Genomic DNA, 22025 nt, shown 5'->3' with positions numbered 1-22025 from the left:
CGGTCAAGCTGCGTGTCCACGCGCGCGGCCAGCGCCCGCCCCGGACTCGCGCTGGGCGATGCAGCCGAACCAGCCCAGGCCGCGATAGGTCTCGTAGCCCGGAGTCAGGGCGTAGCCGACCGTGACGCCGTCGGCGGCGTAGCTGCCCAGGTCGGCGGCGTCCGACGGCAGGCGGAACACCTCGTCCAGTTCGCCCTTGCGGTCCGACGAAGCCAGGATACGGCCGGCGTGGTCCAGCAGCAGGACGCGGGAGCAGGCGCGCTCCTCCTCCGTCAGCCGCACGCCGTCGACCACCGCGTGGGCCTGTGGGCTCCAGTCGAAGTGGATGCCCAGCACGCCGAGCACCGCCCCGTCGGCACGGCCCTCCCGGCGAATGGCGGTGGCGTAGGTGGCGACCGGGGCGTTCTCCAGCGCCGCGGCCCGCTCCACGTCGCAGGCCACGAACTCGTCGCCCGAGCGGGTGCGAACGGCCCGCTCGAACCAGGGCTCGCGCGAGACATTGAGCCCGACCGCGGCCGGTAGCGCTGCGGCCGACCGGTGGCCACCACCTTGCCCTTGGCGTCGCAGATCCACAGGTCCAGATAGACAGTGTAGGCGTCCAGGATCACCTTCAGCCGGTCGCTGGCGAAGCGGCTGGCGGCCTCCGAGGGGTCGGCGACGCAAGCGACCACGGCGGAGTCCGTCGCCCACCAGCGCACGTCGCAGGTCCTCTCATAGAGATTGCGGTCGATGATCTCGATAGCGTTCAGCGCCAGGTCGGCCACCCGCTGGCCGCGCAGGTGGGAGAGGATCGCCGCGCCCACCGCCGACAGCTCCGCCAGGTCGGCTCGCACCTGGCTCTCCATGGCCCCGGCCACCTCGTCGATCTCCGCGGCGATGCGCTTGAACTCCTCGGCGACGATGGCGAAGCCCTTGCCGGCCTCCCCCGCCCGCGCCGCGGTGATCAGGGCGTTAATGGCCAGCATCTTCGCCTGACGGTTAATCGCCGAGATCTCGCCGATCTTGCCGCCGGCCACGGCCGACAGCCGCTCCGAAAGCTCGAGAATCCGCTCCGGGACGAGACCCGCGTCTGCACTTGCCAAGTGGCCCCTCCCCGGGGATTGCGGCCGCCCGATCAGCCGCCGAGTCGCCCCCGCGGAGCATGGGTGGATTCCCGGTTCGTCAAACATGTTCGCTGAGCGCGGCGCACCGGCGCCCGCCTTTCGGGCAGATTGCGCGCAAGGGAGCAGCGATGTGCCCGTTCACCACTCAGCTTGGGCCCTCGCCGATCCGGCCCGGCGGGCCCGAGAACGGCCCGGCTAGGCCGCGGCGCGCAGCAGGGCGATCAGCCGGGCGCGGGTCATGCCGTCCGCGATCCCATCCACCTTCTCCGGGCGCCAATGCCGCTGGAAGGCGCGGACCACCGCGGCGGTGTGGGCGTCGAACTTGCCGGACGGGGCGCAGTCATAGCCCAGCCGGGTGAAACCGGCCTGCAGGGCGAAGACGCCCGCCCCCTCCTCGCCCTCTCCCAGGGGCTGGCCCGGGGCGGCGTCGGGCTCGACCCACAGGCCGTGGCCGGCTTCGGCGAGCCGCTTCCAGGGAAACAACTCGCCGGGGTCCTCCTTGCGCTCGGGGGCGACATCGGCGTGACCGACGATGCGGCCGTCCTCGATGTCCCAGCGGGTGCGGATGTCGTCCAGCAGCGCGATCACCGCGGCGATCTGGGCGTCGGGGAACGGACGGTAGCCGAACTCGTGGCCGGGATTGACGATTTCGATGCCGATGGAGCGGCCGTTGATGTCGGTCTCGCCCTTCCAGGACGACAGCCCCGCATGCCAGGCCCGTCGGGCCTCGGGCACCAGGCGGAACACCCGGCCGTCCTCCTCGACCATGTAGTGGGCGCTCACCTTGGAGTCGGCGGCGCAGAGCCGTTCCAGCGCCTCCGGCCCTGTGCGCATGCCGGTATAGTGCAGGACCACGAGGTCCGGCGGGACCAGGCGCTCGTTGAAGTTGGGCGAGGCGGCCTCGATGAGTTTCACTTGTCGCGGTTCCGCAGGGCGAGCAGCAGCAGCATGGCTTGGTTGGGCCTCAGGGCGATGATGAGGACGCCCGCGATCGCCACGGCGGCCCCGAAGGCCATGCGCGCATCGAAGGGGTCATGGGTGATCAGGACTCCGAGCCCGATGGTGGCCAGCGGCGTCATCAGGGTCAACGGCGAGATGAGGTTGGCCTCATAGCGCTGGATCAGGCCGTAATAGAGCGTGTGGCCGACCACCGAGACGATCAGACCCGAGAACAGCACCGCGGCGACGAAGGGCCAGCCGCTGGCGACGGCCACGGCCGCCGCGCCCGGCTCCAGCCACGCCGACAGGGCGATCAGCGGCAGGAACGACGAAAGCCCCACCCAGGCCTGCATCTGCAGCGGCTTCAGCCCGTCCATCTGCTTCAGCATCACCGCGCCGAGCGAGCCCATGAAGGCCGCGCCGACGACGAAGAGCAGGCCGGGCGCGATCCGGAAGCCATGCGGGTCCCACATGACGGTGAGTGCGCCCAGCAGGGTCAGCCCGATACCGAACAGCCGCCGCCGTGTCAGCCGTTCGCCCAGCAGCATGAACGACAGGAAGGTGGTCATCGGCACCATGACCTGGCTGACCACCGCCACGGAGGATGGGGTGGAGCTCTTCAGGCCCACGAACATCAGGGCGAAATTGCCGCCGCCCATGAGCAGGGCCACGACCAGCAGCCGCCAGATGGGCTGCGGAGGGTTCCGTAGCCAGGGGAACACCACCACAGCCACCACGGCGAACCGCACCGCGGCGTAGAACAGCGGCGGGACGTCCATGTACGAGACCACGAACTTCGAGACGATGTTGTTCGCCGCCCAGACCAGGCAGACCAGAACCAACAGGGCGAAATCGCGAAGCGCCATCGCCACGCCTTAGGCGCGGTTCGGCAGGCTTTGGCAAGCGTGCGGATTGCGCCAAGCTGCGGCCGGCAACCCAGAGGCCGTCCATGCTCACCCTCTACGGCTCGTCGAAGTCGCGCGCGGCCCGCGCCCTGGTGGCTCTGGAGGAACTGGGCTTGCGCTACCGCCACGCGCCGCTCGACCCCCGCGCCCGGCCGCAGGACCGGATCACGATGGACGCGATCAATCCCAATGGCCACGTGCCGGTGCTCGATGACGACGGCCTGATCGTCTGGGAGTCGATGGCGATCAACCTCTACCTGGCCGACAAGGTGGGCGGTCCGCTGTGGCCAACGCGCCCCGCCGACCGGGCGGCGACCTATCAATGGAGCTTCTGGGCCCAGACCGAGATCGACCGCGCCGATTGGAACCGCGCCCGGCGCGGCGGAGACGAAGCGCTGATCGCGTCCGACCGGCGGGACCTGGTCAAGGCGCTCAGCGTCCTCGACCGGGCGCTCGAGGGCCGAACCTGGCTGCTGGGCGAGGCCTTCACTATCGTCGATGTCAATGTCGCCACGACGCTCGGCCAGCCCAACGAGAATGGCCTGATCGGCTGGCAGAAGCTGGACCCGGCGGCGGACGGCTTGCCGGCCCTGGCGGCCTGGCTCGCCCGCTGCGCGGCGCGACCGTCCTATTTGGCTGTGCGGGATATGCGCTAGCCGGCGCCGGCGCAGAGCGCCCGCTTGCGGGCGAGGAGGTTCCGCTCGGCGGCGTTGGCGGTGCGGGCGATGGCGGCCTCGTAGGCCGTGGCCGCCTCGGGGCGGCGATCCAGCCGTTGCAACAGGTCGGCGCGGACGGCGTGGAAGAGGTAGTAGCTCTCCAGATCGAGGCTCTCGACGAGGCCGAGCGCCGCGGTCGCCCCCTCGATCTCGGCCACGGCCACCGCGCGGTTCAGGGCGACCACCGGGGTGGGAGCGATCGCGAGAAGCTGGTCATAGAGCCGTAAGATCTGCCGCCAGTCGGTGGCCGCGGCGAAGGGCGCATCGCTGTGGACGGCGTTGATGGCGGCCTGGATCTGATAGGGGCCCGGCTGGTTCCGCCGCAGGCAGCCTCGCACCAGGGCCTGGCCCTCGGCGATGAGGACGCGGTCCCATAGCCGACGATCCTGGTCGGGCAGCAGCAGGATCTCGCCGTCCGGATCCAGCCGCGCCGGCCGGCGCGAGGCGACCAGCAGCATGAGGGCGAGCAGGCCGGCGGCCTCCGGCTCATGCGGCATCAGGCCGGCCAGGATCCGGCCCAGGCGGATGGCCTCCTCGCAGAAGGCGTCGCGCGTGAGGCCCTCGCCACCGCTGGCCACATAGCCCTCGTTGAAGATGAGGTAGATCACCGCCAGCACCGCGCGGAGCCGGGTCGGAAGCTCCTCCGCCGTCGGGACCCTGTAGGGGATTGCGGCGTCCCGGATCTTGCCCTTTGCCCGCACCAGCCGCTGGGCGAGCGTTGTCTCGGGCAGGAGAAATGCCCGGGCGATCTCGGCCGTGGTCAAGCCGCCCAGCAGCCGCAGGGTCAAGGCCACCTGGGCGTCGGTCCCCAGGGCGGGGTGGCAGCAGGTGAAGACCAGGCGCAGGTGGTCGTCGTTCACGTCGTGCATGACGTTCTCCTGGGCGTCCTCCGCAGCGTGCAGCAGGGCGGCCTGGGCGTGGCGGTCATCGCGGGACGCCTCGCGGCGCAGGCGATCGATGGCCCGGTTGCGCGCCGTCATGATGATCCACCCGGCCGGGCTGGGCGGCGGCCCCGTGGCGGGCCACCGCGCCACCGCCTCGGCGAAGGCGTCCTGGACCGCCTCCTCGGCTATGGTGATATCCCGGAAGGCGCGGACCAGGACCGCGACCGCTCGGCCGTGTTCCTCGCGGAACACGCGTTCGATCGCGGAGAGCGGCAAGCTCTCAGCCATTCGCGGGGTGTCTGGCGTCCGACTGCAGCGGCCGGACCTCTATGGAGAGCGGCGCCAGCGTGTGGGCCAGCCTGCGGCCCCATTCCAGGGCCGCGTCCAGGTCGGCGGCTTCGATGACCGTGAACCCACCGATATGCTCCTTGCCCTCGACGAAGGGGCCATCCGTCGTCAGGAGTTGGCTGTCGCGATTATCATAGTGCAGCACCGTGGCCGTACTGGGCGGGAACAGACCGCCGGCGAACACCCAGGCGCCCTTGGCCCTCATCTCGGCGTTGAGCACGGCCAGATCCCGCATGATGGGTTCCAGGAACTCGGGCGGCGGCGGGTCCCCATCGGGTTGATAGATGCTGAGCAGGTACCGGGGCATGGGTTTCGTCCTTCATACTGCGGCCGGCATCTTGCCGGCTTTACACCCCCAAACGAACGGCCCGCCGCCGGATCGACATCGGCGGCCCAATTTTCCCGATCGCCCGCCGGCGGCTTGTCTGACGTTTGGGAACTCCCGGATGGTGGCGCCGCGCAACCGGAGACGCCCATGCCCCCCACCCCCTTCCTCGGCCCCGACGTCCGCGACCTGGGAGCGGCCTATATCGACCCCTCCGCGCGCATCTTCGGCGAGGTGGAGATCGCCGCCGAAGCCTCGATCTGGTGCAATGTGGTGGTCCGGGCCGAGAGCCAGAGGGTGGTCATCGGGCCGCGGGTCAATGTCCAGGACTTCGTGATGATCCACGTGGGAGCCGGCACGCCGACGCTCATTGGGGCCAATTGCTCGATCACCCACCATGTCACCCTGCACGGCTGCGATATCGGGGCCGACTGCCTGATTGGGATTGGGGCGACGATCATGGACGGCTGCGTGGTGGGCGCCGGCTCCATCGTGGCCGGCGGCGCCTTCCTGAAGGAGGGCACGGTCATCCCGCCCCATTCCATCGTCATGGGCTCACCCGGCGCCGTGACCAAGACCCGCGACAACGCTATGGCCAACCGGATGAACGCCTTCCTCTACTGGCGCAACGCCCAGGCCTATGGCCAGGGCGACTACCGGCTGTGGTCGAAGGAGAGCTTCCGCGCCGAGATGGCCGCCGAGCAGGCCCGGCTCATGGCCGCCGTCTCGTGAACCGCAGGGCGGTCAGGGTCTCCGAGAAGCTGACCACCTTATTGTCCACCAGCCCCACGGCCTTGGCCGCGGCCATCACTTCGACGTCCTTGAGCGTGGCGGCCTTGCCCTTGCGCGAGACCACCCAGATGGCCCCCTTTTCGGCCAGGGCCGGGACGAGGTCGCCGATACGCGCCAGTTCCTCGGCGCTGTCGGCGGCGTAGAACAGGATGTCGAGGGTCGTCAGGTCGTTGATCGGCGCAGCGCCGCGCCCGGCCAGCTCCCCAGCCAGGGCTTCGTCGGCGACGCCGAGGATGGCCGTCCGCATGCCGGGCTTGACCCCCAGCTTGTCCAGCCACCCCTTGGGATTGACGATCGCCTCGGCCCAGGACGCCGCGGCCTTTTCACCGAGCGCGAACCGCGATCCGTCGGCCAGGACCAGGTCGCCGCCTTCGGCGCGGACGCCCTTCAAGGCGTCGCCCTGATAGGCTCGCCGCTGGGCGCCGCGGAACAGAAGCTTCGGCGGCTCATACTGCAGCCGGCCCTGGTCGGCCCCGTCCGGAAATCTCGCCTCGACCTGCGCGTCCTTGCCCATGACCCCGCCTCCCGCCGCCTCGCATCCTAGTCGTCGCCGGCGTGGGGGCGCCAGGGGTCCGGGGGAGCGGGCCATGAGACCGGTGGGGAGACCGGTCGATCGACGAGCGCGAGGCGGCGGGGCCTTCACGCTCTAAGGACGAACGGGACCACGCCTTTGCGACATCGCGCGCCGGATATTTTCGGGTTTGGGCCGTATCCTTCTCCCCTTGCGGGAGAAGGTGGCCCCGCGAGAGCTGGGTCGGATGAGGGGTCGAAAGCCCTATCCACCTGAATCAGCGTCGAAGCTCGTGCAGAGCTAACCCGTGAGTTCTGAGAGACCCCTCATCCAACCGTTCTCCGAACGGCCACCTTCTCCCGCAGGGGGAGAAGGACGTGAGGGGCGCTTCAGATCTCAGAGGCCTACGCCGCCTTGCCGAGGCTCAGGCCTTCGTAGCGGGCCAGGTGGTGGTCGGTGGAGCCGAAGGCGCCCTCGATCATGGTGGCGCGCTTGAAGTAGTGGCCGATGGCCATCTCGTCGGTCATGCCCATGCCGCCGTGCAGCTGGATGGCGTTCTGGCCGACGAACTTGCAGGCCTTGCCGATCTGCACCTTGGCCGCCGAGACGCCCTTGGCGCGCTCGACGTCGCTGTCGGCGAGCTTGATATTGGCCATGTAGGTCATCGAGATCGACTGCTCGAGCTGGATGAACATGTCGACCATCCGGTGCTGCAGCACCTGGAACTGGCTGATCGGCTGGCCGAACTGCTTGCGCTGCTTGGTATATTCCAGGGTGCCTTCGTGCAGGCGGCGCAGGACGCCGCAGGCCTCGGCGCAGGTGGCGACGATGGCCTCGTCGATCACCTTCTCCACCAGGGGCAGGCCCGCGCCTTCCGAACCGATCAGGGCCTCGGCCGGCAGGGAGACGTTCTCGAAGGTGACTTCCGAGGCGCGGAAGCCGTCGACGGTTGGGTAGTCGCGGGTGGTCACGCCCTTGGCCGACTTGTCGACGATGAACACCGAGACGCCCTGGGCGTCGCGCTGGGCGCCGCCGGTGCGGGCGGTGACGATCAGGTGGCTGGCCCAGGGGGCGCCGATGACCACGGCCTTGGCGCCGTTGAGCAGATAGCCCGATCCGTCCTTCTTGGCGGTGGTCTTCAGATCCTGCCAGCTATAGCGCGCCTGCGGCTCGGCCGCGGCGAAGGCGATGGTGGTGGTTCCGGCGATGATCTGGGCGATGATATCGGCCGCGCCCGAATAGCCGGAGTGCTTCAGGAAGCCGCCGCCGATCACCACGGTGCCGAGATAGGGCTCGACCACCAGGGTTTTGCCGAACTCTTCCATCACCACCATGTTGTCGGTCGAGCCGCCGCCCAGGCCGCCCAGCTCTTCCGAGAACGGCGCGCCCAGTATGCCGAGCTCTTCGGCGAAGGCCTTCCAGACGGCAGGCCTCCAACCGGCTTCGGTCTTCAGCGCGTCGCGGCGCTGTTCGAAGCTGTAGTGATCGGCCAGATAGCTCGCGACGGTGTCGCGCAGCATCGACTGTTCTTCGGTGAAGCTGAAATCCATCTGGTTTCCCCGTGACGTTTCCCGCCCCGGCTGGAAGGCCGGAGCGGGCTTGAAGACTATTATTCAGAATGTGGCTTAGAGGCCCAGCACCATCTTGGCGATGATATTGCGCTGGATCTCGTTCGATCCGCCGTAGATCGAGGTCTTGCGGCCGTTGAAGTAGTCGCCGGCCAGGCCGTCGGCGTAGCCCGGGCCGATATTGGCGTTGTGGCCGAGGTCGCGCAGATAGGGCGCGCCGTAGTGGCCCACGGCCTCCAGGGCCAGCTCATGCAGGCGCTGCTGGATCTCGGTGCCCTTGATCTTCAGGATCGAGCTTTCCAGGCCGGGGCCCTTGCCGCTCTGCTCGCCGGCCAGGGTGCGGAGCTCGGTGAACTCCAGCGCCGTCAGGTCGATCTCGAGCTCGGCCACCTTGCGCTTGAAGAAGGGGTCCTGCAGCAGCGGGCCGCCGGTGTCCGACAGCTCGGTGGAGGCGATCTCGCGCACCCGCTCCAGGCCGCGCTTGGAACGCGCCACCCCGGCGATGCCGGAGCGCTCATGGGCCAGCAGCGCCTTGGCGCAGGTCCAGCCCTGGTTCTCATGGAAGATGCGGTTCTCGACGGGCACCTTCACATTGTCGAGGAAGACGTCGTTGACCTCATGGCCGCCCTCCAACGTCGTGATCCGGCGGACCTCGATGCCCGGCGACTTCATGTCGATCAGCAGGAAGGAGATGCCGGCCTGCGGCTTGGCGTCGGGATCGGTGCGGACCAGGAAGAAGCCCCAGTCGGCGTGCTGGCCGAGCGTCGTCCACGTCTTTTGGCCGTTGACCAGGTAGTATTCCTTGCCGTCGTCGCCGGTGAAGCGCTCGGCCTTGCACTTGAGGCTGGCCAGGTCGGAACCGGCGCCGGGCTCGGAATAGCCCTGGCACCACCACACCTTGCCGTCGCGGATGCCGGGCAGGAACTTCTCTTTCTGCTCCTGGGTGCCGAAGGTGTAGATCACCGGCGCCAGCATGGCGACGCCGAACGGCAAGATGCCGATGGTGTCGGCCCGGGCCTGTTCCTCGGACCAGATGTATTTCTGCGTCGGGGTCCACTCGGTGCCGCCGAACTCCTTGGGCCAGGACGGCGCCGACCAGCCTTTGGAGGCCAGGATGCGGTGCCAGGACAGGAAGTCCTCCTTGCCCAGATCCTCGCCGCGCGCCTGCTTCTCGCGCAGGGCCTTGGGATAGTTCTCGGCGATGAAGGCGCGTGCCTCCTCACGGAAGGCGGCGTCTTCGGGTGAAAAGTCGAGGTCCATGGTGCGGCTCCCTGGCGCGAGCATTTACAGTGTAATTCGTTGGCGCGACCATACGCGCGCCGCGCGACGATGTGAAGATGACGCTTACGTCAGCGTCAGCCGAAAGGTCTCAGCCCGGCATTTTGAACTTCAGCGGGACGACGATCCTGCCATTGCGAATGCGCCGGTCCTGGGGCGGGACACGGTAGGTCTTGACCAGGCGAAGGGCGAATTCGCCGACGCCGACGCCGCGCGGCGTCTCGGAAAGCAGCACGCAGCCGGTCAGCCGGCCGTCCTTCTCCACGCGGCATTCGACGCTCGCCCGGCCCTGGCGGCCCGCGGGCGGCTCGGCGGCCAAGGCCCCCAGGACGGCCATCGCCATCAGCAGCATCACATCGTCCTTATAGTCAGCCTATCCGGCGAACCTTCAGCGTGCGCCAACCGTTGGAGCGATTGCGCCGGCGTTGCGAGGCGTGCATCTCTGACCGGCCCATGCCCCGCATCCTCACCTATAACGTCCATCGCTGCGTTGGGACCGATCGTCGGCTCGATGTGGGACGGGTGGCCGAGGTCATCGCCCGGCTCCAGCCCGATATCGTCGCGTTGCAGGAGCTGGACGTCGGCCGCGCGCGGACCGGCGGCGTCGACCAGGCCCATGAGATCGCCCAGCGGCTGAAGATGTCCTTTCACTTCCACCCCGCCCTGCGGGTGGAGGAGGAACTCTATGGCGACGCGATCCTGACAGCCTATCCCGAACGGCTGATCCAGACTGGGCCCCTGCCTGGCCACCCCGCGATCCCGCAGCTCGAGCCGCGCGGCGCCCTTTGGCTGGCGGTGGAGATCGAGGGCCGCGAGGTCCACGTCTTCAACACCCATCTGGGCCTGGTGCCCAAGGAACAACAGATCCAGGCCGCCTGGCTGGCCGGTCACGGATGGCTGGATCATCCGACACGCCAGGGCCCCACCATCCTGCTGGGCGATTTCAACGCCACCGCCACCTCCGTGGTCTACCGCACCCTGCACGCCAAATTGGAGGCGGCGCGGCGGCTGGCGCCCAACAAGACGCCAACCTCGACCTTCCCCTCGGCCCTGCCGGTCCTGCGGATCGACCACATCTTCGTCAGCCCGGAGATCCGCGTCGAGAGCGTCACCGCACCCTTCGACGCCCTGACCCGGGTCGCCTCCGACCATCTGCCGCTGATGATGGACTTCAGCCTCGCCTGAGGCGCCGCTCGGTCCGGATGGTCGAATAGAGCCTGTCGCGGCGGCGGTTGGGGCGCCAACTGTCGCTGACATTGGCCGGATCACCCAGGTGATAGGCGGCGATCATCTCGCCCAAGGCCGACTGCTTCATCGGCAGGATGGGCGTGAGCCGGCCTTCGCGGTTCAAGGCCTCGACGGCTCCGATCAGGCCGCCGCGCTCGACGCAGGCCTTAGCCACCGCGTCGCCCGTATGGCCCAGGAAATGGCCCACCAGCCGGTCGCGGAAGGCGGTCACCGCCAGCCGATCGTGTTCGCTCGAGACCTCGATGCCGAGTTCGGCCTCGGTGTCGAAGCCACCCGAGCGGTTGTTGAGATTGGCCGAGCCGATCCGCGCCAGGCTGTCGTCCACCACCGTGACCTTGGAGTGGACGATGATCTTGGTCCCGGCCCGTGTGGTTGGATACCAGGCCCGGAACCGCCCGAAGATGTCGGCCGCCTGCAGGCGCCACAGGATGTTGGAGCGCGCCCGGTCCATGGTGAGATGGTCGAACCAGCTCGGGCTCTGGCCAGTGGAGATCAGCACGACCTCCGGCCCGTCGGCCTCGCCCAGCCGCGCGGCGATAGCCTCGGCGATGGCCGGGGCGGTGAAGTACTGGTTCTCCAGATAGACCGTGGTCTTAGCTGCGAGGATCGATTCCAAGGTCAGGCGGCGGATCTCCTCCACCACCGGCCGGCCCTGCCAGGCCGGTTCGGTGCGGGCGATGGCGATGGCGATATCGCGCAGGTGCGCCGGGATGTGGCTGGGCCAGGGATCGGTCCCTGCCGGCCCCACCGGTCGCGGCAGGACCTCGCCGGTGGCGCGCCGCCAGCGTTCGCGCGCCAGGTCGCCGAGCGCCATGGCGGCCTCGCCGTCGACCATGGCCATCACCTCGTGGCGCGGCGCGTGGTGTTCCTGGTCAGGCATGATCCGCCGCGGGTCGAGGTCCAGGTGGCCCGGGGTGTCCCATCGGTCGATGCTGATGTCGCCGCCCCCGCAGAAGGCCAATTCGTCGTCCACCACCAGCACCTTCTGGTGGTGGCAGGCGCCGAAGGGCACCTGGTCGTCCAGCACGAACTTCACCCCCGTTCCATGGAACCACTTGCGGGCTTTGTGGGGGAAGAACTCCTGGCTGACGGCGATGGGCAGGGCCGACTTCCAGATCAGCAGGCGGACGTCGAGATCCGGCCGAGCCCGGGCCAGCTCCACCAGGATGCGGCCCACCTCGTCGGGGTCGTCGGGCCCGTCATAGCCGTCGGGAAACAGCCGGGCCCGGGGATCGAAGCCCCACCCCACCAACAGGACCGAGCGTTTGGCCTTGCGCAGGGCTTCGTAGACGGCGGTAAAATAGGCTTCGGTGTCGATCAGGAAGGCCGCCCGCCCGGCCCGAGCCGTGCGCCAGCAGGTCTCGCCGGGTCTCAAGATGGTCATGACCGGCGCGGCGTCCTCGCAACTGCTTACGCTCGTCAGAAAGCGTACAGCCAAGGTGGGTTCCGCAGGCGCGGAAGACCAGCGGAGAGTCGTCGGCAAGAAAAAAGAGCGCCCGGCGAAACCGGGCGCTCAGGCTGTGTCGACAGGACTGGGCCGGGGGGCGTCAGCCCTTGTAGACCTGGCAGGGTCCGGTGAGTTCGGCGGTGAGGCGCGCCTTGCGCTCGGCGTTGGTGGTCTTGGCTTCGCGCCGGGCCTTGTCCATCTCGGCCTGGCCGCGATCGGCCACAAAGGTCGAGCGGGTGCGCTTCTCGGCCTTCAGGAAGGCGTCCAGGGCAGCAGTGTCGACGGCGGCCAGTTCGGCGGCGGCCAGACCTCGGCAGCGGTTGGCTCGCAGATATTCCACATCGCTGACGGCGGCGCTGGCGGTCCCGGCGGCGGTCAGGACGCAGACAGCGGAAAAGGCGGTGGTGATCAGTCGCATGGCGTTTACTCCCTGAAATTACGCAGGAAACGTGGGCCCAGCGACCGGCATCCTCAAATGAATTTCCGTACAGACTCAGTATTGTACGATTAAATATTGGTCATGATACGTAATAGTTACTTAAGTAACATAATCGGGTTGCAACTATAGAACATGGACGCAATCATTTAGGCATGGCTCCCGACATCAAGCTCGACGCCGCCGCGGTCAACGCCCTGTTGCGGCGCGCCTTTCCCCAGGGCTCGGCCCTGGTGTTCCCGACCATCACCGAGGTCGAGCCCGGCCGCGTGCATACGGTCGCGCCCTATCACGAGGGGATGTTGCGGCCCGGCGGGGTCATTTCAGGGCCCAGCCTGATGAGCCTGGCCGACACCGCAGCCTACGCCCTGGTGCTCTGCCACGTAGGCGAGGAGTTGATGGCGGTGACCAGCTCGCTGGTGATGAACTTCCTGCGCGGCGCCAGGCCTGGGGAGATTCACGCGGAGGCCCGGCTGCTGCGCCTGGGGCGGCGTAACGCGGTCTGCGACATCCGGCTCTGGACCGAGAGCCCCGAGCGGCTGGCGGCCCAGGCCACGGTGACCTACTCTATCCCGTAACATGACCGATCTGCCGCTCCGCCCCCCCGCCCCGATCAAGACGCCTTGCATCAAGGTCTGCGTCGTCGATGGCGAAAGCGGCCTGTGCATGGGCTGCTACCGCAAACTCTCGGAGGTGGCTGGCTGGGCCAAGCTCACCGACGAAGCGCGGGCGAGCATCATGGATGAGCTCTCCTCGCGCCGCGACCGCATCCGCCCTGAGAAGCTGGCCATGTTCGGCTGAGCCGGTTGGCCGTTAGGAACTCGGCAAGATTCGATTCACGGCTTGCAAACCCCGCCTGCCTACTCTTCGCGCTTGGCCGAGAACGGCCCCGGACTGGCCGAAGAGCGGGTGTGAAGATGATCAGACTGGCGGTGCTGGCGCTGATAGGCGCGGTCTCAGCCGTGGGCGCGGCCCAGGGCGTGGCCAGGTTCGAGCAGAAGAACGCCGTGCCCGAGCTGCGCGCCGCGCTCGCCGTCGCGCCCTCCGCCGCCATCGAGGGCCAGGCCGCCTCCATCGCCAAGGGCGCCGACGGCCACTATTGGGCCGAGGCCGACGTCAACGGTTCCCGGGTGCGGTTCCTGGTCGACACCGGCGCCAGCGCGGTGGCCCTGACCACCCAGGACGCCAAGCGCCTGGGCATTGATCCGTCCAAGCTGGACTACGCCTACAAGGTGATCACCGCCTCGGGCCAGACCCGCGCCGCGGCCGTCAAGCTGGGCAGCATCTCGATCGCCGGAGCCCAGGTCTCCAACGTCGACGCCCTGGTCATCGAGAAGGGCCTCGAGACCTCCCTGCTGGGCATGAGCTACCTAGGCCGCCTCTCCCGCTTCGAGGCCACGAAGACGGCCCTCATCCTGCGCCCCTGATCGGGCTTGGGACACCGCCGCCAGCGCGGCGTCGATCACGTCCAGCCCCGCCCCGGCCTTCACGCCCTCAACGGTGAGGATGCGCCGCCAGGTTCGCGCGCCAGGCAGGCCGTGGAACAGGCCCAGCATGTGCCGCGTCATGGCCGCCAGGTGCGTCCCGTTGGCCAGCTCCCGGGCGACATAGCCGCGATAGAGCTCGACGGCCTGCGCGGCGTCCACGTCCTCACCCACCCCGAAAACCCGCCGATCCACCTGACCTAATATGCCCGGGGTGTGATAGGCCGCGCGGCCGAGCATCACCCCGTCCATGACCTCGAGATGCTCGATGGCCTCGTCCAGCGAACCGATCCCGCCATTGATGGATACGGTCAGGCCGGGCCGCTCGCGCTTCAGCCGGTGGACCAGGGGATAGTCCAGCGGCGGCACGTCGCGGTTCTCCTTGGGCGACAGCCCCTTCAGCAAGGCCTTGCGCGCGTGGACGATGAAGGTGGTCACCCCCGCCTTGGCGCAGAGGTCGACCAGCCGGAACAGGCTCTCCTCGGGGTCCTGATCGTCGACCCCGATGCGGCACTTCACCGTCACCGGGACCTTCACCGCCGCGCCCATGGCGGCCATGCACCCGGCCACCAGCTCCGGCTCGCGCATCAGGCAGGCGCCGAACCGGCCGCTCTGCACCCGGTCGGAGGGGCAGCCGACATTGAGGTTGATCTCGTCATAGCCCTCGGCCTCGCCGATCCGCGCGGCGGCGACCAGGTCGGCCGGATCGGACCCGCCGAGCTGCAGGGCCACCGGATGCTCCACGGCGTCATAGGCCAGCAGCCGCGCGCGATCCCCATGCAGGATCGCCCCGGTGGTCAGCATCTCCGTATAGAGCAGCGCGCGGGCCGACAGGGTCCGGTGCAGGACCCGGCAATGCCGGTCCGTCCAGTCCATCATAGGTGCACAGGACAGTCTATGTGCTTGAAATTGCGCGTCTTTTAGCATATACATCAGCAGGTTAGTCGGACTTTCGGGTGCGCGGTTCTACGCTATTTTTCGACGGAATTCGCCCCCTTTCGCCAACCCACTGCACCGGATTTGCACCCGAAATGGCCTCCATCCGCAAACAGAAATCCGGCCACTGGCGCGTCCAGGTTCGCCGCAAGGGCCGCGCCGTGAGCGAAACCTTCGTGCGCCACGAGGACGCCCGGAATTGGGCGGTCGACACCGAGCGCCAGATCGACCGGGGCGAAACTCCGCTGACGAGCCGCATCGCCCGCGTGACGACACTCGGCGAACTGATCGACCTCCACGTCGAGGACATGAAGTCGGTCGGCAAGGCCCCCGGCCGCTCCAAGGATGCGACCCTGCAAATGCTCAAGCGCGAGCTTGGCAAGCTGAAGCTGGTCGAGGTCGACCGTGAGCGGCTGGTGAACTTCGGCCGCGCCCGCGCAGCGGCCGGCGCCGGGCCGGTGACCGTGAGCATGGACATCGGGGCGATCCGACTGGTCGTCTCTCATGCCGCGGCCGTCCACGGCCTGCAGGTGAAGGTCGAGCCCATCGACCTGGCGCGGATCGCGCTCAAGCGCCTGGGCCTGATCGGGAAGAGCAACGAACGCGACCGCCGGCCCACCGACGAGGAGATCGCCCAGCTCGTCGCGCACTTCGACGGCAATGATCGCCAGCTCATCCCGATGGGGCGGATCATCAAGTTCGCCATCGCCACGGCCATGCGCCAGGAGGAAATCTGCCGCGTCACCTGGAGCGACCTCAACGAGCGCACCAAGATGCTGACGATCCGCGACCGCAAGGACCCGCGCCTCAAGAAGGGCAACGACCAGCGCATCCCCCTCCTCTCGGTCTCGGGCTACGACGCCTCTGCACTGATCGAGGAACAGCGGGCGATCCGCGCCAATGACGACGACCGGATTTTCCCGTTCAACCACAAGTCCATCAGCACGAGATTCACGCAGACCTGCCAGGAACTGGAGATCAACAATCTTCACTTCCACGACCTTCGTCATGAGGGCACGAGCCGGCTGTTCGAAGCAGGGTTCGCGATCCATCAGGTGGCGCTGGTGACCGGACACAAGGACTGGAAGATGCTCCGCCGCTACACCCACCTGCGGCCCGAAGCGCTCCACGACATCGCCGCGAACCGCGCGGCGTAGCGGCAGGCGATGATTTCCCAAATTGAGAACTTCCGCTTGCTTCCCAAATTGGGAACTGCTAGAGATCACCTCGCATGAATGTGGTGGCGCTGAGGACTCTCCAGGCCTTCTGGACACGGCACCCCAACGCCAAGGGACCGCTCACGACCTGGTACAAACTGGCGCGCGCCGCTGAGTGGGGCACGCCTCACGACGTGAAGCAGACCTTCGGTTCGGCGGACTTCCTGGCCGACAACCGGGTGGTCTTCGACATCGGCGGGAACAACTACCGGGTCGTGGCGCGCATCTCCTACCCTTTCAAGCAGGTGCTGGTGAAGTTCGTCGGCACCCATGCGGAATACGATCGGATCGATGCAGCATCGATCTAATGGCACTAGCCTTGAGGAGGCCGGCATGAGCTTGGACACCACCCTGCGCCCGCTCCGCAGCGAGGCCGATTTCGACGCGGCCCTGCGGGAGTACGAGGGCTATTTCGACAATGAGCCCAAGCCGGACACCGAAGCGGCTTACCGGTTCGAGGTGCTGGGCCTGCTGCTCGCCAAGTACGAGGAAGACCACTACCCCATCTCCCCTCAGGACCCCGCTGACGCCCTCGTCCAAGTTATGGAAACCAAGGGCAAGACCCAATCGGACCTGGCCGCCGTCATCGGAGCGCCACGGGCTTCCGAGGTGCTGAAGCGCAAGCGGTCCCTCTCACTGGAGCAGGTGCGCCAAATCCGGGCCGAATGGGGCGTGCCGGCTGACGCTCTGATTTGAAACACTGTTAGCCAAACGCACCAAGGCAAAGTCTGGAAGGCGCCAACACCGGAAATTGGTCTTAGGCCGAGAAGCGGACGTCTATCTGACGAGCGCGTTCCCACACTGCACACTCGCTTGATTCAAACCTGTGCACGCGAATGGGCGGTCCGCCAGCTGCCCTGCGGGTAACAGCCCATACATCGGCCAACTCGTCGGCTCTTGCGCGATCACCGTCAGAATAGACGCCGATGAACACGTCTCTCAGCGTGCCAACCCCGATTTCCTCGGCGATGTGGTTGTCGCTTGCTCCGAAGCTGTGGCCAAAGGTGAATAGCGCTGAGTCCAGCCCTCCATTGCAGACCCCCTTAAACTTGCGCTTGGCCTTCGAGAGATACTCGCCTCGCTGTCGCGCTTTCTTCTTCTGGGAACTGCCCTCCGCGATGAAGATCGGGGTACGGCCCGCCCTAAGCTCAGCGTCCACCTGCTTCGTCAGTGGCCGACCCCATTCGTAGCGTAGCATCTGGGTATAGGTTCGCTCCGGCAACCGCGCCTGCGGGCGGTCGTAGATGTGGACTGCGCCGTGCAGATAATAGGCTTGCGCGTCCCCATCGGATTTGAATTCACCGGGACCAGAAAAGCCGTCCCAGCACTTCAGCTGCGAAAGCTGCTTCGTGCCGGGGTTCTTGCCTTGCCGTGACAACACCCAGTGCAAAAGCATGTCGTAGTTGCTGGTAAAGAGCAGCCCGAGCGGAACACGGTTACGGCCGACGAACGGCTCAAGAAAGTCACGGCAGCTGAGGCACTGCTCTTCAGTGAGGCTCAGAGAGTACTCGGGATGCACCGCCGCGACCGCACGGATCAGCCCCTCACGCAAACGGGCCTCGTCTCGGGGGTCGTCGCACTGCTCGAGCGCGGTTTCAAAGTTCGTATCGCCTGTGGCGAACAGCTGGCGAAGCGACGGATCTCGCGCCAACGCGGCCTCATGGAGGCTGGGATAACCAAACGCCCGATGGACACCGATGCTGAAGCCATTCCCCAGCAACAAGTGGCGCTTCTGCGACCGGGATTGGAGCAACGCCTCCGCATAGGTCGACAGTGCAGCCTTGCCGCTCTCCATGATCCACCCTGCAGACGAAACACCTAGATATGGTGGCGTTTGCTGATGGGCCTTGCAAGGAAATGTTCCGGAATTGTTCCCTGCCTCGACGTCGCTTCGACGATGGCCTGTATGATCTCTGTCGAACGAACGGTCAGCGTCGCGCCATGAACGGATTCTGACCTTCAGCCAGCAAGCGGAAGTTCCCGGTATCGCCAGCGAGGATCTACGCCCCCTCAGCGGCTCGGGCAGCGGTACCGGACAAGGGCCGAGCCAGCATCGGACGGGGCTGTCACGTAGGTGCCGTCGGAGCTTAAAATCAGCCGATGCGCAGCCAGCCAACTTTGGCCCTCGCCTGAAAGCTCAGTGATGAACATGATCTCGAACGCACCCCGGCGGACCACAGCCTTTATGGGCCCGCCGCTCTCGTAAAAGCGCACCGAGTTAGCGGAGACCCGCAATCGGCTATCGTTGCCACCCGTCCCGCAATCCGAGAGCGTTTGGTTCCACTCGCCGATAAATTCTAGCGGCATCGTGAACTGGACGTCGCGCGGTGGCGCGGCGGCGGCCTCGGCAAAGGCTGGCAGTATCAATGCAGCCGCAAAGGCCAGGCACATCCGTCTCATTCTAGCACTCCGTTCGCTGCGGCTTCGGGACTATGCCGAAGGCCACCCAACAGAGACAAGCTGGCGGATCAGCCGACCATTTGCCGGCACATAGCAGTTGGCTTGCCTAGCTGCGGCGCTTGAGCGCCAGGAGGAGACTTTGCCTCGGCCCCGAGAGCAGACGCGAGGTTGAACGCCGCGGCATCTACCAATCCGCGCCAACAACCCAAGCAATGCGCGCTCGGCACCCCGTGGGCACCCGGCAGTCCGAGCGCGACAGTAGCATAGCTGACGCGCCCGCAACCTGTCGCTAGCGCCCAATTCCGGAGCTCAACTCGCAGCTGCTTACTCAGCGAAAACAAACGCCGAAAAATTAACAGGCTCCGGCCTGCCGCGCGCCATAGGTTGCTTGTTGCACTGTGTACTTGTCGCCGGCGTCTGACGACAACTGCTCGATGAGACCATTGCAGGAGAAGCCCGAAATGCTCAGGTACTGCTTTGCAGACCTCACCGCATTTTCGTTCCAGTCAACATCGAGGCTATCAACCGCGGCCTTGGCGTCGGCCGGGTCGTAGCCGTCGCCAGCACTCGACGAGAGCTGCTGGATTAAGCCGTCCCGCGAGAAGCCCGTCATGTTGAGATACTGCTTCGCAGACCTGACGGCATTCCTCTGAGGTCCCGTCAAACTCGACGCTTCTTCAGGCGAAGCTATCGCGACCACAGACGTGGCTGCCTGGCTCGACGTGCTTGTCACGGTTTGCGGATCACCCGGACCGCTCCCGATTGCAACGAGCGCCCAAAGCGTCAGCCACCCTAAGCCAAGCACACGGGCGAGCACCGAGTAGCCCGACCTCAACAGGAACCATGAAAAGACGACGGGGAGGAGCAGTATCCCGATGCCAAGCCCCGCCCCAACCTTACGCTGTTCCGACTTTGGCGCGATCGTCGCCGCAGCTTCCGTCATTTCGCCCCCCAACGATATTTATAGAGGCGACAGCTTAGGCGTGGAGCGTGTCGTTATTCCAGAGCTTTCGCCACTTGGGCGTGCACTCCACGGCCGCGTATCCTGACGGTTCGAGCTTTAGCCGAAATCCATGGCTCACATCGCAGGCGTTTTCAGTTCATGGTTAGGCCGGTCAGCGCCAACACCGGAAGTTGGCCCGCCCCCCATGAACGGACGTTGGCGTGAGGCCAGTGAGCAGACGTTCAGTCCTGCCCTTTCCAAGTTTGCGAGTGAGCGAGGCCAACATGGCGATGGATGGCGAAGCTAGATGGCGAAGCCGCGGTTGAGGTTGGGAAAGTTGTGAGCTGGCTTTGTGACGCCGAGATGAGCGCAAAGGGGATCCCAGTGTTCTCCGCCGGCGATGTCGAGCTCCAAGAGGTCTCCTGGCCGCTTCCCGAAGTATCGGCGCACCTCGGCATGGTGGCGGCAGTAGGCCTCTGTCAGCACGTCGATGTCATAGCCAACGGTCTCATAGATCGCCATACGCCGAGCGATGCGGTCGTGCTGCCCGGTGATCGGGCGCGGGTTTTGAAGATGCGACCGTTCCATCGAGCGGAGCCAGTCCTCGACTGGTCTCGTGGTTAGGACGAACTTCGAACCGGGAAACACGAAGTCGAGATACTTGTAGTGGAGCACGACCGTGTTGCCACACGCGGCGTGGAGATCCCGCATCGCGTCGAAGGCCGGATCCTGTTCGACCGGATCGTATCCAAGAAGGCGGAGGGCCGCACAAAGTGACGTGTTGCCGGTGCGCGCCAACCCAACACCCCAACAATGGCTGAGCGGTCTCATGACGCCTCCTGGAAACTGCGGTTACCCCACCGCCTGAGCTCCCGCAATCCAACAGGCCCTCCGATGGCCAGGTCGGCTGCTGCCAATGGCAAGGCAGGCTGCTCCGGCTGAAAAGCGCCAGGAGGAGCCATTGGCTGCTTGGCGGTTAGCAGACGTTCGCCGCGCACTTGAGCGGACGTAGGCATCGGTCCAATGAAGCAGACCCCCGCTTGGCATTGCGTTCCTTCAGGCCGCTTCGGCGATCGCGGCGGCCAGGACCGCAATCTCGGCGTCAGAGACCGTGCGCAACTCCAGCAGGACCACGTCGCGCTCGATGCGCCCCAGCACCTGGGTGGCGCCGGTGCGCAGGCGACGGGCGAGATCGTCCGGACTGAACCGGTGGCTTCGCAGCGCCAGCGCCCGGCCCGGCAGCTCCAACATGGGCATTGCGCCTCCGCCCGCGTAGCCCTGCGTATCCTGCAGGCCCACGTCCAGCGCAGGGACATCGGCGACCAGAGCCAGGAGGGCGTCGGCGCGCGCCGCGATCGCGGAGAGCGTCTCCGTCAGCATCCGCAGGACCGGAATGCGCTGCGTCGGATTGGCAGGCGGGCGGTAGAGGCGAAGCGTTGCGGCCAGGGCCGCGACCGAGAGCTTGTCGAGCCGGAGCGCCCTGGCCAGGGGATGGCGGCCCAGCCGGTCGACCAGGTCGCGGCGGCCGGCGGCGATCCCGGCCTGCGGCCCGCCTAGCAGCTTGTCGCCGCTGAAGAGCACGAGGTCGACGCCCGCCCGCAGGCTGGCCTGCACCATCGGTTCGTCGGCGATCCCATAGGGCCCGAGGTCGACAAGCGCGCCGCCTCCCAGGTCCTCGACCAGCAGCAGGCTATGGGCGTGAGCGAAGTGGGCCAGCGCATCCAAGGCCGGCGCGCTGGTGAAGCCGGTCATGCGGAAGTTGCTGGGGTGGGTGCGCAGGATGACCCGCGCCTCCGGGTGATCGCGCACCGCCTGCTCATAGTCGCGAAGGTGGGTTCGGTTGGTCGCGCCCACCTCGACCAGTCGCGAGCCGCTTTGGGCCACCACATCGGGCACCCGGAACCCGCCGCCGATCTCCACAAGCTCACCGCGGGAGACGATGACAGGCGCCCCCTCCGCAACTGCCGCGAGCGCCAACAGGACCGCGCCTGCGCAGTTGTTCACCGCCAGGCCAGCCTCAGCGCCAGAAATCTCCGCGATGAGGGCGTCGACGTGGTCGTTGCGCGAGGCCCGCCGGCCCGTCTCCAGGTTCATCTCGAGATTGCTGTAGCTCGCGACCGCCTGCATCGCCGCGAGGGCTTCGGGCGCGAGCGGCGCCCGGCCGAGGTTGGTGTGGATCACGACGCCGGTGGCGTTGATCACCGGAAACAGGGTCTCGCGGGCGCCGTCCTCCAGGATCCGCCCGCCGCTCGCGAGCAGATCGGCGATCGTCGGGACCGCGCGCGGATCGACCCGGAGCTGGGCCCGGGCCTCGCCGAGCACGGTCCGCAGGGCGGCGACCACCGCGGCCGAGCCGAAACGCGCGGTCAGCGGCTGGGCCGCGGGATCGGCGCAGATCACGCCGACAGCCGGCAGCTGGCGGCGCGGGTCGGGTGCCTCAACGTCGGGCGTCGCTGTCATGGGGCTCCTCGCCGGCGCGTGCCGCGACTGTATCGAGCCCGGGAGATGACGGGCAAGGCGGATGGACGGGATGACGGCCGTCGCT

Annotated in this window: 27 protein-coding genes; 9 read left to right on the top strand and 18 right to left on the bottom strand. The window is 67.2% G+C overall.

Going from position 1 to position 22025, the window contains the following annotated elements; genetic code table 11:
• Positions 1-3: 3 nt before the first annotated feature.
• The 4 genes from Q8Q88_RS07715 to Q8Q88_RS07700 all read right to left on the bottom strand — a co-directional run bounded on the left by Q8Q88_RS07715 (position 4) and on the right by Q8Q88_RS07700 (position 2908).
• On the bottom strand, positions 4-336 hold the full coding sequence (locus Q8Q88_RS07715) for a hypothetical protein (RefSeq protein ID WP_305674615.1): 333 nt from the start codon (positions 334-336) through the stop codon (positions 4-6).
• Positions 273-1082: a methyl-accepting chemotaxis protein gene (locus Q8Q88_RS07710; protein WP_305674614.1), complete on the bottom strand. Its 810-nt coding sequence runs from the start codon at positions 1080-1082 to the stop codon at positions 273-275. Before Q8Q88_RS07710 ends, Q8Q88_RS07715 begins: the two co-directional genes overlap by 64 nt.
• Before the next feature lie 216 nt (positions 1083-1298).
• The gene (locus Q8Q88_RS07705) at positions 1299-2018 is read right to left on the bottom strand and encodes an N-acetylmuramoyl-L-alanine amidase (RefSeq protein ID WP_305674613.1); all 720 of its coding nucleotides are present in this window, start codon (positions 2016-2018) and stop codon (positions 1299-1301) included.
• A complete protein-coding gene (locus Q8Q88_RS07700; protein WP_305674612.1) occupies positions 2015-2908 on the bottom strand; it encodes a DMT family transporter in 894 nt (297 codons plus the stop codon). Before Q8Q88_RS07700 ends, Q8Q88_RS07705 begins: the two co-directional genes overlap by 4 nt.
• 83 nt (positions 2909-2991) lie before the next feature.
• On the opposite strand from Q8Q88_RS07700, the gene Q8Q88_RS07695 reads away from it, so the two are divergent.
• Positions 2992-3603 (top strand): glutathione S-transferase family protein, encoded by a 612-nt coding sequence (locus tag Q8Q88_RS07695; RefSeq protein ID WP_305674611.1) that lies wholly within the window; start codon positions 2992-2994, stop codon positions 3601-3603.
• Here Q8Q88_RS07695 and Q8Q88_RS07690 read toward each other — a convergent pair.
• Both Q8Q88_RS07690 and Q8Q88_RS07685 read right to left on the bottom strand, forming a co-directional pair.
• Positions 3600-4835 (bottom strand): RNA polymerase sigma factor, encoded by a 1236-nt coding sequence (locus Q8Q88_RS07690; RefSeq protein WP_305674610.1) that lies wholly within the window; start codon positions 4833-4835, stop codon positions 3600-3602. The two genes, Q8Q88_RS07695 and Q8Q88_RS07690, sit on opposite strands and share 4 nt — an antisense overlap.
• Complete coding sequence (locus Q8Q88_RS07685; protein ID WP_305674609.1) at positions 4828-5202, bottom strand: YciI family protein; 375 nt, start codon at positions 5200-5202, stop codon at positions 4828-4830. The genes Q8Q88_RS07690 and Q8Q88_RS07685 overlap by 8 nt, the downstream gene beginning before the upstream one ends.
• A gap of 168 nt (positions 5203-5370) precedes the next feature.
• Here Q8Q88_RS07685 and Q8Q88_RS07680 point away from each other — a divergent pair, with 168 nt between their 5' ends.
• Positions 5371-5952, top strand: coding sequence for a gamma carbonic anhydrase family protein (locus tag Q8Q88_RS07680; protein WP_305674608.1), 582 nt, complete (start codon positions 5371-5373; stop codon positions 5950-5952).
• Here the strand turns inward: Q8Q88_RS07680 and Q8Q88_RS07675 are convergent.
• From Q8Q88_RS07675 to Q8Q88_RS07660, 4 genes are all read right to left on the bottom strand, one after another.
• A complete protein-coding gene (locus Q8Q88_RS07675) occupies positions 5933-6526 on the bottom strand; it encodes a DUF3052 family protein (protein WP_305674607.1) in 594 nt (197 codons plus the stop codon). The two genes, Q8Q88_RS07680 and Q8Q88_RS07675, sit on opposite strands and share 20 nt — an antisense overlap.
• 401 nt (positions 6527-6927) lie before the next feature.
• On the bottom strand, positions 6928-8073 hold the full coding sequence (locus tag Q8Q88_RS07670) for an acyl-CoA dehydrogenase family protein (protein ID WP_305674606.1): 1146 nt from the start codon (positions 8071-8073) through the stop codon (positions 6928-6930).
• Positions 8074-8148: 75 nt separating this feature from the next.
• The gene (locus Q8Q88_RS07665) at positions 8149-9351 is read right to left on the bottom strand and encodes an acyl-CoA dehydrogenase family protein (RefSeq protein WP_305674605.1); all 1203 of its coding nucleotides are present in this window, start codon (positions 9349-9351) and stop codon (positions 8149-8151) included.
• A gap of 109 nt (positions 9352-9460) precedes the next feature.
• On the bottom strand, positions 9461-9721 hold the full coding sequence (locus tag Q8Q88_RS07660) for a TonB family protein (protein WP_305674604.1): 261 nt from the start codon (positions 9719-9721) through the stop codon (positions 9461-9463).
• Between the two features lie 101 nt (positions 9722-9822).
• Between Q8Q88_RS07660 and Q8Q88_RS07655 the strand changes: the two genes are divergently transcribed.
• The gene (locus Q8Q88_RS07655; protein ID WP_305674603.1) at positions 9823-10554 is read left to right on the top strand and encodes an endonuclease/exonuclease/phosphatase family protein; all 732 of its coding nucleotides are present in this window, start codon (positions 9823-9825) and stop codon (positions 10552-10554) included.
• Here Q8Q88_RS07655 and Q8Q88_RS07650 read toward each other — a convergent pair.
• Together Q8Q88_RS07650 and Q8Q88_RS07645 are read right to left on the bottom strand one after the other, a co-directional pair.
• The gene (locus Q8Q88_RS07650; RefSeq protein ID WP_305674602.1) at positions 10541-12001 is read right to left on the bottom strand and encodes a phospholipase D-like domain-containing protein; all 1461 of its coding nucleotides are present in this window, start codon (positions 11999-12001) and stop codon (positions 10541-10543) included. The genes Q8Q88_RS07655 and Q8Q88_RS07650 overlap by 14 nt on opposite strands.
• Positions 12002-12164: 163 nt before the next feature.
• The gene (locus Q8Q88_RS07645) at positions 12165-12482 is read right to left on the bottom strand and encodes a hypothetical protein (protein ID WP_305674601.1); all 318 of its coding nucleotides are present in this window, start codon (positions 12480-12482) and stop codon (positions 12165-12167) included.
• Positions 12483-12655: 173 nt separating this feature from the next.
• Here Q8Q88_RS07645 and Q8Q88_RS07640 point away from each other — a divergent pair, with 173 nt between their 5' ends.
• From Q8Q88_RS07640 to Q8Q88_RS07630, 3 genes are all read left to right on the top strand, one after another.
• Positions 12656-13078, top strand: a complete 423-nt coding sequence (locus Q8Q88_RS07640; RefSeq protein ID WP_305674600.1) for a PaaI family thioesterase — start codon at positions 12656-12658, stop codon at positions 13076-13078.
• Between the two features lies 1 nt (position 13079).
• The gene (locus tag Q8Q88_RS07635) at positions 13080-13301 is read left to right on the top strand and encodes a DUF1289 domain-containing protein (RefSeq protein WP_305674599.1); all 222 of its coding nucleotides are present in this window, start codon (positions 13080-13082) and stop codon (positions 13299-13301) included.
• A 116-nt stretch (positions 13302-13417) separates the two neighbouring features.
• The gene (locus Q8Q88_RS07630; RefSeq protein WP_305674674.1) at positions 13418-13927 is read left to right on the top strand and encodes a TIGR02281 family clan AA aspartic protease; all 510 of its coding nucleotides are present in this window, start codon (positions 13418-13420) and stop codon (positions 13925-13927) included.
• On the opposite strand, the gene dusA is transcribed toward Q8Q88_RS07630, so the two are convergent.
• Entirely contained in the window at positions 13871-14911 is a 1041-nt protein-coding gene (gene dusA / locus Q8Q88_RS07625) for a tRNA dihydrouridine(20/20a) synthase DusA (protein ID WP_305674673.1), read from the bottom strand. The genes Q8Q88_RS07630 and dusA overlap by 57 nt on opposite strands.
• A gap of 104 nt (positions 14912-15015) precedes the next feature.
• Between dusA and Q8Q88_RS07620 the strand changes: the two genes are divergently transcribed.
• The 3 genes from Q8Q88_RS07620 (at position 15016) to Q8Q88_RS07610 (ending at position 16833) form a co-directional block, all read left to right on the top strand.
• Positions 15016-16077: a site-specific integrase gene (locus Q8Q88_RS07620; protein WP_305674598.1), complete on the top strand. Its 1062-nt coding sequence runs from the start codon at positions 15016-15018 to the stop codon at positions 16075-16077.
• A gap of 74 nt (positions 16078-16151) precedes the next feature.
• Positions 16152-16445: a type II toxin-antitoxin system HigB family toxin gene (locus tag Q8Q88_RS07615; protein ID WP_305674597.1), complete on the top strand. Its 294-nt coding sequence runs from the start codon at positions 16152-16154 to the stop codon at positions 16443-16445.
• A 25-nt stretch (positions 16446-16470) separates the two neighbouring features.
• Positions 16471-16833, top strand: a complete 363-nt coding sequence (locus Q8Q88_RS07610) for a type II toxin-antitoxin system HigA family antitoxin (RefSeq protein ID WP_305674596.1) — start codon at positions 16471-16473, stop codon at positions 16831-16833.
• Between the two features lie 61 nt (positions 16834-16894).
• Here the strand turns inward: Q8Q88_RS07610 and Q8Q88_RS07605 are convergent, their stop codons facing one another.
• The 5 genes from Q8Q88_RS07605 to selA all read right to left on the bottom strand — a co-directional run bounded on the left by Q8Q88_RS07605 (position 16895) and on the right by selA (position 21940).
• Positions 16895-17932 carry a DUF4917 family protein gene (locus Q8Q88_RS07605; RefSeq protein WP_305674595.1) on the bottom strand — a complete coding sequence of 346 codons (1038 nt, stop codon included), beginning with the start codon at positions 17930-17932 and terminating at the stop codon, positions 16895-16897.
• A 215-nt stretch (positions 17933-18147) separates the two neighbouring features.
• Positions 18148-18528, bottom strand: a complete 381-nt coding sequence (locus Q8Q88_RS07600) for a hypothetical protein (protein WP_305674594.1) — start codon at positions 18526-18528, stop codon at positions 18148-18150.
• A 361-nt stretch (positions 18529-18889) separates the two neighbouring features.
• Positions 18890-19480, bottom strand: a complete 591-nt coding sequence (locus Q8Q88_RS07595) for an Ltp family lipoprotein (RefSeq protein ID WP_305674593.1) — start codon at positions 19478-19480, stop codon at positions 18890-18892.
• A 303-nt stretch (positions 19481-19783) separates the two neighbouring features.
• On the bottom strand, positions 19784-20311 hold the full coding sequence (locus Q8Q88_RS07590) for a sulfotransferase (RefSeq protein ID WP_305674592.1): 528 nt from the start codon (positions 20309-20311) through the stop codon (positions 19784-19786).
• A 225-nt stretch (positions 20312-20536) separates the two neighbouring features.
• A complete protein-coding gene (selA, locus tag Q8Q88_RS07585) occupies positions 20537-21940 on the bottom strand; it encodes an L-seryl-tRNA(Sec) selenium transferase (protein WP_305674591.1) in 1404 nt (467 codons plus the stop codon).
• Positions 21941-22025 lie beyond the last annotated feature (85 nt).

Origin of the sequence: Phenylobacterium sp., from assembly GCF_030697925.1 — a bacterium.
In the GTDB taxonomy this organism is placed as follows: domain Bacteria; phylum Pseudomonadota; class Alphaproteobacteria; order Caulobacterales; family Caulobacteraceae; genus Phenylobacterium.
Note: the sequence above shows the minus strand (reverse complement) of the source record. Positions and strands in the feature narration are given on the sequence as shown.

Bases quoted from the DNA above. Each gene is read 5' to 3' on its own strand.
- Q8Q88_RS07700 (WP_305674612.1), bottom strand. From the start codon at position 2,908: ATGGCGCTTCGCGATTTCGCCCTGTTGGTTCTGGTCTGCCTGGTCTGG.
- Q8Q88_RS07695 (WP_305674611.1), top strand. From the start codon at position 2,992: ATGCTCACCCTCTACGGCTCGTCGAAGTCGCGCGCGGCCCGCGCCCTG.
- Q8Q88_RS07690 (WP_305674610.1), bottom strand. From the start codon at position 4,835: ATGGCTGAGAGCTTGCCGCTCTCCGCGATCGAACGCGTGTTCCGCGAG.
- Q8Q88_RS07685 (WP_305674609.1), bottom strand. From the start codon at position 5,202: ATGCCCCGGTACCTGCTCAGCATCTATCAACCCGATGGGGACCCGCCG.
- Q8Q88_RS07680 (WP_305674608.1), top strand. From the start codon at position 5,371: ATGCCCCCCACCCCCTTCCTCGGCCCCGACGTCCGCGACCTGGGAGCG.
- Q8Q88_RS07675 (WP_305674607.1), bottom strand. From the start codon at position 6,526: ATGGGCAAGGACGCGCAGGTCGAGGCGAGATTTCCGGACGGGGCCGAC.
- Q8Q88_RS07670 (WP_305674606.1), bottom strand. From the start codon at position 8,073: ATGGATTTCAGCTTCACCGAAGAACAGTCGATGCTGCGCGACACCGTC.
- Q8Q88_RS07665 (WP_305674605.1), bottom strand. From the start codon at position 9,351: ATGGACCTCGACTTTTCACCCGAAGACGCCGCCTTCCGTGAGGAGGCA.
- Q8Q88_RS07660 (WP_305674604.1), bottom strand. From the start codon at position 9,721: ATGCTGCTGATGGCGATGGCCGTCCTGGGGGCCTTGGCCGCCGAGCCG.
- Q8Q88_RS07655 (WP_305674603.1), top strand. From the start codon at position 9,823: ATGCCCCGCATCCTCACCTATAACGTCCATCGCTGCGTTGGGACCGAT.
- Q8Q88_RS07650 (WP_305674602.1), bottom strand. From the start codon at position 12,001: ATGACCATCTTGAGACCCGGCGAGACCTGCTGGCGCACGGCTCGGGCC.
- Q8Q88_RS07645 (WP_305674601.1), bottom strand. From the start codon at position 12,482: ATGCGACTGATCACCACCGCCTTTTCCGCTGTCTGCGTCCTGACCGCC.
- Q8Q88_RS07640 (WP_305674600.1), top strand. From the start codon at position 12,656: ATGGCTCCCGACATCAAGCTCGACGCCGCCGCGGTCAACGCCCTGTTG.
- Q8Q88_RS07635 (WP_305674599.1), top strand. From the start codon at position 13,080: ATGACCGATCTGCCGCTCCGCCCCCCCGCCCCGATCAAGACGCCTTGC.
- Q8Q88_RS07630 (WP_305674674.1), top strand. From the start codon at position 13,418: ATGATCAGACTGGCGGTGCTGGCGCTGATAGGCGCGGTCTCAGCCGTG.
- dusA (WP_305674673.1), bottom strand. From the start codon at position 14,911: ATGCTAAAAGACGCGCAATTTCAAGCACATAGACTGTCCTGTGCACCT.
- Q8Q88_RS07620 (WP_305674598.1), top strand. From the start codon at position 15,016: ATGGCCTCCATCCGCAAACAGAAATCCGGCCACTGGCGCGTCCAGGTT.
- Q8Q88_RS07615 (WP_305674597.1), top strand. From the start codon at position 16,152: ATGAATGTGGTGGCGCTGAGGACTCTCCAGGCCTTCTGGACACGGCAC.
- Q8Q88_RS07610 (WP_305674596.1), top strand. From the start codon at position 16,471: ATGAGCTTGGACACCACCCTGCGCCCGCTCCGCAGCGAGGCCGATTTC.
- Q8Q88_RS07605 (WP_305674595.1), bottom strand. From the start codon at position 17,932: ATGGAGAGCGGCAAGGCTGCACTGTCGACCTATGCGGAGGCGTTGCTC.
- Q8Q88_RS07600 (WP_305674594.1), bottom strand. From the start codon at position 18,528: ATGTGCCTGGCCTTTGCGGCTGCATTGATACTGCCAGCCTTTGCCGAG.
- Q8Q88_RS07595 (WP_305674593.1), bottom strand. From the start codon at position 19,480: ATGACGGAAGCTGCGGCGACGATCGCGCCAAAGTCGGAACAGCGTAAG.
- Q8Q88_RS07590 (WP_305674592.1), bottom strand. From the start codon at position 20,311: ATGAGACCGCTCAGCCATTGTTGGGGTGTTGGGTTGGCGCGCACCGGC.
- selA (WP_305674591.1), bottom strand. From the start codon at position 21,940: ATGACAGCGACGCCCGACGTTGAGGCACCCGACCCGCGCCGCCAGCTG.